The organism is Streptomyces sp. DvalAA-14, assembly GCF_900091855.1.
Taxonomy (GTDB): Bacteria; Actinomycetota; Actinomycetes; order Streptomycetales; family Streptomycetaceae; genus Actinacidiphila.
Map to the genome: position 1 here is coordinate 1 of NZ_FMCH01000650.1, position 7650 is coordinate 7650.

Here is a 7650-nt window from a genome sequence, read left to right on the forward strand (position 1 = left end):
TCGCCGACGGCGAAGAGTAGCTTCGCGGATAACTTGCTCCCGCTCGCGGGCGCCTGCGAGAGCAATGCTCTCGCTATAACTTGCTGGTCCTTCGGGGGTGGGCGTGGGAATGCTGCTCCTCCTGCGACGAGCCTCCGTCCGGGCTGTCGATCGGGTGCTGGATTGACGGTCAGCAACGTGTCCCACCCGTTGCACTGCTGGTCGGGGCAGGTACGGGTCGCCCTGGTGGTACGGGTTGACCCGTCACGGCCACCTGACCCGTCCCGCGCTGACCTGCGACGGGACGGGTGGTGCGGGTCGATGAGGGTTGGGGGTGGGGTCAGCGGCGCGGACCCGTACCAGGCCCTGGCGGCGGAGGCGGCAGGCCCGGGCCCCCTGCCTTCGGAGTGGTCACCGGTGGAAGGTGTCGGGCCGAGGCTTCAGCGGCTCCGGTCCCTGGGGCAGTAGGCGGTAGGGCCAGTTGGGCCCCGGGGGGCATCGGGGCAGCTGGTTCGAGGGCGGGGCAGTAGCGGTTCCACGCGTCGGTGAAGTCGGCGCAGGCGTAGCCGCGGCGCTGGGTGCCGTCGGGGAAACGGCGGTTGGTGGAGCGGACCTCGTAGTCCCCGAGCAGCATCTGGAGTCTGCGGGCGGTCAGGCCGTCCGGTCCGTGTTCGCGCCAGGGCGCTTCGGGGTGGGCGTTCAGCGTGTGCAGCAGCGTGTCGGTCGGCAGGGCGGACGGGTTGCCGTGGCGGGCGAACGCGGCCCGGATGTCGACCAGGATGCGGATCTTCAGGCCCCGGTCCTGGTCGTTGCCCTTCTCCCGGTCGGTCATTACCCGGCACGCCGCCCTTGCCCGCTGCGGCCACCCACCGCCGGCCAGGTCGGCGACGGCGACCAGCGGCTCCCAGGTGTCGGCTGCACGGTCCCGGACCGGCATCGGCGGCACCAGGTCCGACGCCTCCTCCAGCAGCGGCGCCAGCCAGTCCGCCAACCGGTCCCGCACTCCTTGCAGGAACGGGACGTCGGTGCGGGTGCGGAAGTCGTCCACGTGCTCGGTCTCCAGGCGCTTGCGCATCCGGATGACGACAGCCCGGTCCATGATCGTGTCCGGCAGGTCACCGATCCCCGCGATCGCCGCCATGGCGAAGGTCGGGAACTTCACCGGCTTGTGCTCCGGCCCCATCACCCGGGTCGTGGGGCGGTTGCGCTGGTGCCCGGCGTTGAGCAGGCCCCTCATCTCCTCGTTCTTCTCGGCCACCTTCACACTGCCGAAGATGGTGTCGGCCTCGTCCACCAGCAACGTGGGCGGCTGCTCACTGATCGACCGGAAGATCGCCGCAGGCGTCGAGTTCACCGTGATGAACGGGTCGTGGACCGTCTCGTGCAGCACGTCCAGCAGCCGCGACTTCCCGCACGCCTTCGTCGGCGCCACGATCGCCAGCCTCGGCGCGTGCTGCCACGCCGGCTGCAGATGCGTCGCCGCGATCCACAACGTGACCGCATCCAGCGCCTCCGGACTCGGCGCCACCACGTAACGGGCGACTGCGGACCGCAGCTCGTCCAGCAGCGTGGCACCTTCGCTGGGCGGCTGGTCCCCGTCAGGCTGGTCCGGTTCTCGCGGACCGAGGGGCTGTTGGTCCGCCGGGCCGGTCCGCACCTCGACTGGTCCGCCGACTTGGTCCGCTGGTCCACGGCCCAGTTCCGCTGGTCCGGTCGTCTGGTCCGCCAACGCATGGTCCGGTCCGGGTGGTCCGCCAGTCCTGTCCCCTGGCGAACGGTCCCCTACTTCTGGTCCGGCGCTGTCACCGCTTCCGGTCGGCTGACCGGGAGTTCCGGTCAGCCCTCCGGTCCCCGGACCTTGATGGTCCGCAGCATCATCGGCCTTGACCTGCGGGGACCAGGATTGGTCCGCCCTCCCGTCCGGTCCGCTCCCAGGCCCGGCCGCGGACCGCTCGCTTCTGGTCCGGTCCGCAACCCGACTGGCGGGCTCGTCAGGGGACCGGACGGTACTGGTCCGCGGGACCGTCTGCGCGGACCGTCCGCCCACTCCGTCTGCGGACCGCCGGTCGGAGGACCGCTCGCGGGCGGGTTCATTCACCGCGGCCAGTGGTCCGCTGGTCACGTGGCCGGGCTGACCCGGGACCGCCACCGGCGGCCACGCCGGGTTCGGGGATGCGCCTTCGGCGCCTGGGGTTTCATCGTGCATGCATCACTCCTTCGACGGCGGGAGCAGGCCGGCAGGCCCCGCCCACCCGGATCGATTGCTGAGGGCCCGCGCGAAGTTGACCGGCCGCGGGCATCGGCGTACCTGGGATCCCGCCGTGGGGTGGGCGGTCACGCCACCAGATCCGTGGCCTGCTCGTCGACCCACGCCTCGACCTCCGACCACCGGTAGCGCAGGTGCCGCCCGAGCTTGTGGGCCCTCGGTCCGACACCCCGGTGCCGCCACTGGTACAGCGTGGCCACCGGCACACCGAGGTACTCCGAGACCGCCATCGGAGTCGCCAGGGCAAGCCGCGCTCCCTCGGCGGCACCGTTCTTCGCTTTCTGCATCCTTCTCGCATTCTCCTCCGCAGAGGAAACAGGGGGTGGGACAACATGGCCACAGGCACACCCTCCGCCTTCGGCCGCACCGTGGTGAAAATCCCCACGGGCGCCAACAGGAAGCGCCCGGGGATGCATCAATCGTAGAGGCGGATCGCCGGTTGACCAAATAATTCGCGGGTTTACTCATAAATTCTTAGGAGGATAGGGGTCAACCGGGGAACAGGAGGTACGATCCGCGAGCCCCTACGAGCCGACCAGCCACGATGACCGCCACCAGGCAGCAATGTCAACAGAGTTCAGGGCGCAAGAAGACGGCACGGAGCCGCCAACCGACCCGAGCCGCAGCTCCCGCAGATGACTGAATCAGCCGGAGAGAATCCCTCTCCGATGAGGCGTCCAGCACGAAAAAGAAACTCCCCCACACCAATGTTCAGAATGTCGAATGCTGGGTACATCAACCGAGCCAACGAACGACATATAAAAGGAGCACAACGGCTTGTCCATAGAGAAGACCCCACACCTCCGGGCCGGTGACTGATGGCACGCGTCTGGATAGAAGACCGCGCCGACCACACCGAGTACGTCCAAGCGGTCGCCCGAGCCAAGAAGGCCGGACGGACCCCTCCCGGCCGTTGGCGCGTGCGGTGGTACGGGCCCGACGGCAAACCGAAGGCGAAGACGTTCGCGCTCAAGGTGAAGGGGGAGGACTACCGCTCCCAGGTCGAGGCCAGGCTCGGCGACGGTACGTACCGCGACCCCGCCGCCGGCCGCGTCACCTTCGCGACGGTCGCCGACTCGTGGTTCAAGAGCCAGCTCCACCTCAAGCGGTCCAGCCGGGCCCGCTACCGGATCGCGCTGGACACGCACGTTATCCCCAGGTGGGGATCTACCCCTGTGGACAGAATCCAGTACGACGACATCGCCGCCTGGCTGACCGAACTGGCCACCGGCAAGACGACGAACGGACGTCCCCAGGCAGCACGCTCGATCCGCAAGACCTACGTGGTTCTCAGCCGCGTGCTCGGCTTCGCCGTGAAGTCCCGCCGCCTCGCCTTCAACCCGGCCGCCGGCGTACCGCTACCCGCCATCAGCCCCGCCGATCACGTGTACCTGGACGAGGTGCAGGTGGAAGCCCTGGCCGATGCCGCCGCCGAGTATCGGGCGTTCATCCTCCTGCTCGCCTACACCGGACTCCGCTGGGGCGAGGCATCCGCTTTGAAGGTCGGCCGGATCGACCTCACTGCCCGCCGTGCGCACATTGTGGAGGCGTTCGGCCTCGACGGCGGCAAGCTCTACCTGGACACGCCCAAGAACCACGAGCGGCGGTCGGTACCGCTCAGCGCCTTCCTCATCGATGAACTGGAGCCCCATCTCGAAGGCCGCAGCCCCGACGATCTGCTCTTCACCGGACCCCAGAGCGGCGCCCTGCGCGCCAGCAACTTCGTCCGCCGGGTATTCGATCCGGCGGTCATCCGGGCCGGTCTCGGCGATCTGGGCGTCACGCCCCACAAGCTCCGCCACACCGCGGCCTCGCTGGCCATCGCCAGTGGCGCGGACGTCAACGTCGTCCAGACCATGCTCGGCCACAAGTCCGCCAGCATGACCCTCGACGTGTACGGCCACCTCTTCCCGGACCGCCTGGACGAGGTCTCGAAGAAGATGCACAAGCGCCGGGCCCGAGTCCTGGCCAAGGCGAAGGCCAAGGCTGAGAAGGCGGCGCGCAAGGCCCAGGAAGCAGCGGCCGAGCTGGTAGCGCTGGAGCAAGCCTCTGCTTGACGGTACCGATAGCAGGCGGTGCCGCTGGCTGGCTCCCTAACCAAGGGGAGGTTCACTCGGAGCGGGAACCTCCCCTTCGGCGTGTGCAGGCGCGTCAGTCATGACTCGAGGAGTCGCGCACTTCAGTCAAGTGCGGCAGCGATCACGTCTACGGCCCGTCCGCCGCTTGCCCCTATGTCGACCCATCGGATGTCCGGCAGGGGAAAGGGCGCGACTTCCGATACTCGTTGCAGGGCGCGGACGAAGCGTCGGTCCTCGGAGAGGAAGACGTCGCAGTCCGGAAGATAGCCGCTCAATTGGTTATCGCGGCCCGTGCTCGTGGTGACTTTGTGCTCGAGAAGGGCGACGCCAACGACCCCACGCAACCAGTTGCGCGGCATTCGTGCTTCATCCACGTCAGTTAGCCAGAAGCGGGTGAAGTCTTTCGGGTCGCGCATCACCCGGTCGAGGTACAGATTCGGCGTGAGCCAGTCTGCGTACGTCGTGTCGTGGTCGACCAGCGTCTTTAGGTCGTGCCGGTCGAGGGCGTGTCGAAAGATGTCCCGTCCATCGACGCGCCATACGGCCGCCGTAGTTCCCGGCTGCCAACCCGCGAGGTAGGAGTCCGGGGCCTCCTCAGTGGCCAGGTATGTCAAGTTGCCTAGGTCCTTCGCGTGCCAGTCGGCCCCGCGCATTGAGAGGCTGTTGTTCTTCATGACGCCGTAGACACGGTCCTCCTCCGCATCAGTAAGGCGTGATAGGCGGGCCGCTAGCGGAGCACTGTCCCGTGCGGCATCCCGCCAGATCCGTCGCGTCCAGAACTCCCTTAGGCTACCGGGCTTTCCGGGCAGGGCCAGTTGACGCACCCACTGTGGGCGCGTACGGCGAGCCTCCGCAACAAACTCCTGACACTCGACGTCGACTTCGGTACGCAAACGCACCCAGTGTCGTGACGTCATCGCATCAATGATGCGGCTCCGCTTCGCCATGTCCTTTGTGCGCAGGACCTCGAGTAGCGTGGCCGGCGGCGTCCGTATGGACAATCGGCGGCTCTGGGCCAAAGATTCGAGCGCTGCCTTACTGCCCTCGATACCCACGTAGGACCACACGTTATTGTCCAGGATCACCCTCATGCACCTATTGTGACGAGGCGACCGCCTCGCGGACAGGGGTTTTCCATAGCTCACTGCACGGGAGTGCACCCTTCATACTGCGCGGCAGAGCCGCCTGCTACCAGATTCCGACCGATATCCAACGCCCTCCCACATTAGACGCCCACCGCGACATCGGTCCGATGTGTTCGTCGCGATGGACAACGGAGTCGAGGGACGGGTCCGTGAAGCCCCAGAGGACGTTGTTCAAATCGGCGACGAGACGCCCCCTCCAGCCGCCAGGCCCACCCGCCCGCGAGTACGGGCCACGCCAACCACCAGCAACGCTGGAGTCCGATCGCGGCCTGATGTGTACAGAATGCGTACCGCACGCCAGTGGCCCTCCCACCCGACTCGGGTGGGAGGGCCACTGATCTGCGCAAAGAGTTGTGGAGCCTAGGGGATTCGAACCCCTGACATCTGCCTTGCAAAGGCAGCGCTCTACCAGCTGAGCTAAGGCCCCGCGTCGGCAACAGCGTACCGGGTCGGAGGGCGGGGGCCGAGCCGGGATCGGGGTACGTAGGATGGTTTGCGATTTCGCAGCCGCAAACGGGAGGGCGCATGGAGACGTCGGTGCCGGATCACGGCGCTCGGGCGCGGGAGGCGATGGAGCTGCAGCGGGGGTGGTACGGGGAACCGCTGGGGGATCTGTTCCGGCGGGTGATCGCCGATCTCGGGTTGAACCAGGTGCGGCTTGCGGGGGTGTTGGGGCTGTCGGCGCCGATGTTGTCGCAGCTGATGAGCGGGCAGCGGGCGAAGATCGGCAATCCGGCGGTGGTGCAGCGGCTGCAGGCGTTGCAGGAGCTGGCGTTGCGGGTGGCCGAGGGCGGGATCGGGGTGATGGAGGCGACGGCGCGGATGGAGGAGATCCGGGACTCGGCCGGGACCTCGGTCCTCAGTACGACGCACTCCTCCTCGGCCGCGGCCGGACCCGCGCCCGCCCGGCAGGTGGTGCGCGGGATCCAGACGGTGCTGCGGTCGGTCGCGTCGGCCGGGGAGATCGAGCGGGCGGCGCACGCCCTCGCGCCCGCCCACCCGCAACTGGCAGAGTTCCTCCGTGTGTACGGCGGCGGGCGCACGGCCGAGGCCGTCGCGCACTATGAAGCGCATCAGGACTGAACGGACCCGACGGCTGAGGGGGCGGACGGCACACGATGGGTGAGGTCTTCGCGGGCCGCTACGAACTGGTGGACCCGATAGGGCGCGGCGGGGTCGGTGCGGTCTGGCGCTCGTGGGACCACCGGCGGCGCCGGTACGTCGCCGCCAAGGTGCTCCAGCAGAGCGACGCCCACGCCCTGCTGCGGTTCGTCCGCGAGCAGGCGACGCGGATCGACCACCCCCATGTGCTGGCGCCGGCCAGTTGGGCGGCCGACGACGACAAGGTGCTGTTCACCATGGACCTGGTGCGCGGCGGCTCGCTGGCGCACCTGGTCGGCGACTACGGCCCGCTGCCGGCGCACTACGTGGTCGTGCTGCTCGACCAGCTGCTCGCCGGGCTGACCGCGGTGCACGCCGAGGGCGTCGTCCACCGGGACATCAAGCCCGCGAACATCCTGCTGGAGGCCACCGGCACCGGCACCCCGCACGTGCGGCTGTCCGACTTCGGCATCGCCATGCGCAAGGGGGACGCGCGCCTCACCGAGACGGACTACGTGGTCGGCACGCCCGGCTACTTCGCGCCCGAGCAGTTAATGGGCTACGAACCGGACTTCCCGGCCGATCTGTACGCCGTCGGACTCGTCGCGCTGTATCTGCTCGGTGGCCAGAAGCCGGACGCGGAGGCCATCAAGGTCCGCTTCCTGGCGATGGGCATGCCGCCCGCGCCGGTGGGGGTGCCCGAGCCGCTCTGGCAGGTGATCGGGGCGCTGCTGCAGCCGGATCCACACGCCCGGTTCCGTACCGCGACCGGCGCCCGCAAGGCGCTGGCGGCCGCGCTCGACCTCATCCCCGAGCCCGCGGAGGGGGAGGAGCCGGTGGAGATCTTCGACCAGATCGGCCCGCTGCCGGACGCTTTCGGCCCGCACGGCCCGCTGGCCGCGGCCGTCCCCCAGCCGCAGCCACAGCCGTCGGTGAGGGCCCGGACCCAGGCCCCGCTCCAGGCTGCGGCCCAGGCCCAGGCCCAACCCCAGGCCCAGGCCAACGCCCCGGCCCCGGCGCCAGCCCCGTCCCACGCCCCGGCCTCCACCCCGCCGCCGCCGGCGACTTCGCCCTCCACCCG

6 protein-coding genes and 1 tRNA gene are annotated in these 7650 nt (G+C 69.0%); 3 read left to right on the forward strand and 4 right to left on the reverse strand.

Annotated features, from left to right (window positions below):
- Window positions 1-319: 319 nt before the first annotated feature.
- Both GA0115240_RS34545 and GA0115240_RS34550 read right to left on the reverse strand, forming a co-directional pair.
- Window positions 320-1636 (reverse strand): DUF3631 domain-containing protein, encoded by a 1317-nt coding sequence (locus tag GA0115240_RS34545; protein WP_370673407.1) that lies wholly within the window; start codon window positions 1634-1636, stop codon window positions 320-322.
- A 677-nt stretch (window positions 1637-2313) separates the two neighbouring features.
- The gene (locus GA0115240_RS34550) at window positions 2314-2532 is read right to left on the reverse strand and encodes a helix-turn-helix transcriptional regulator (protein WP_093742993.1); all 219 of its coding nucleotides are present in this window, start codon (window positions 2530-2532) and stop codon (window positions 2314-2316) included.
- A gap of 531 nt (window positions 2533-3063) precedes the next feature.
- On the opposite strand from GA0115240_RS34550, the gene GA0115240_RS34555 reads away from it, so the two are divergent.
- Window positions 3064-4302, forward strand: coding sequence for a tyrosine-type recombinase/integrase (locus tag GA0115240_RS34555; protein ID WP_093742995.1), 1239 nt, complete (start codon window positions 3064-3066; stop codon window positions 4300-4302).
- A 122-nt stretch (window positions 4303-4424) separates the two neighbouring features.
- Here GA0115240_RS34555 and GA0115240_RS36490 read toward each other — a convergent pair whose 3' ends face one another.
- Both GA0115240_RS36490 and GA0115240_RS34565 read right to left on the reverse strand, forming a co-directional pair.
- Window positions 4425-5414, reverse strand: coding sequence for a hypothetical protein (locus tag GA0115240_RS36490; RefSeq protein WP_141709073.1), 990 nt, complete (start codon window positions 5412-5414; stop codon window positions 4425-4427).
- A gap of 408 nt (window positions 5415-5822) precedes the next feature.
- Window positions 5823-5895 (reverse strand) — tRNA-Ala (locus tag GA0115240_RS34565).
- A 98-nt stretch (window positions 5896-5993) separates the two neighbouring features.
- Between GA0115240_RS34565 and GA0115240_RS34570 the strand changes: the two genes are divergently transcribed.
- Both GA0115240_RS34570 and GA0115240_RS34575 read left to right on the forward strand, forming a co-directional pair.
- Window positions 5994-6551 carry a DNA-binding protein gene (locus GA0115240_RS34570; protein ID WP_093742999.1) on the forward strand — a complete coding sequence of 186 codons (558 nt, stop codon included), beginning with the start codon at window positions 5994-5996 and terminating at the stop codon, window positions 6549-6551.
- 35 nt (window positions 6552-6586) lie between these two features.
- Window positions 6587-7650 (forward strand): serine/threonine-protein kinase (locus GA0115240_RS34575; protein ID WP_093743001.1); only part of this gene is annotated, 1064 nt, incomplete at its 3' end.

Bases quoted from the DNA above. Each gene is read 5' to 3' on its own strand.
- GA0115240_RS34550 (WP_093742993.1), bottom strand. From the start codon at position 2,532: ATGCAGAAAGCGAAGAACGGTGCCGCCGAGGGAGCGCGGCTTGCCCTG.
- GA0115240_RS34555 (WP_093742995.1), top strand. From the start codon at position 3,064: ATGGCACGCGTCTGGATAGAAGACCGCGCCGACCACACCGAGTACGTC.
- GA0115240_RS36490 (WP_141709073.1), bottom strand. From the start codon at position 5,414: ATGAGGGTGATCCTGGACAATAACGTGTGGTCCTACGTGGGTATCGAG.
- GA0115240_RS34570 (WP_093742999.1), top strand. From the start codon at position 5,994: ATGGAGACGTCGGTGCCGGATCACGGCGCTCGGGCGCGGGAGGCGATG.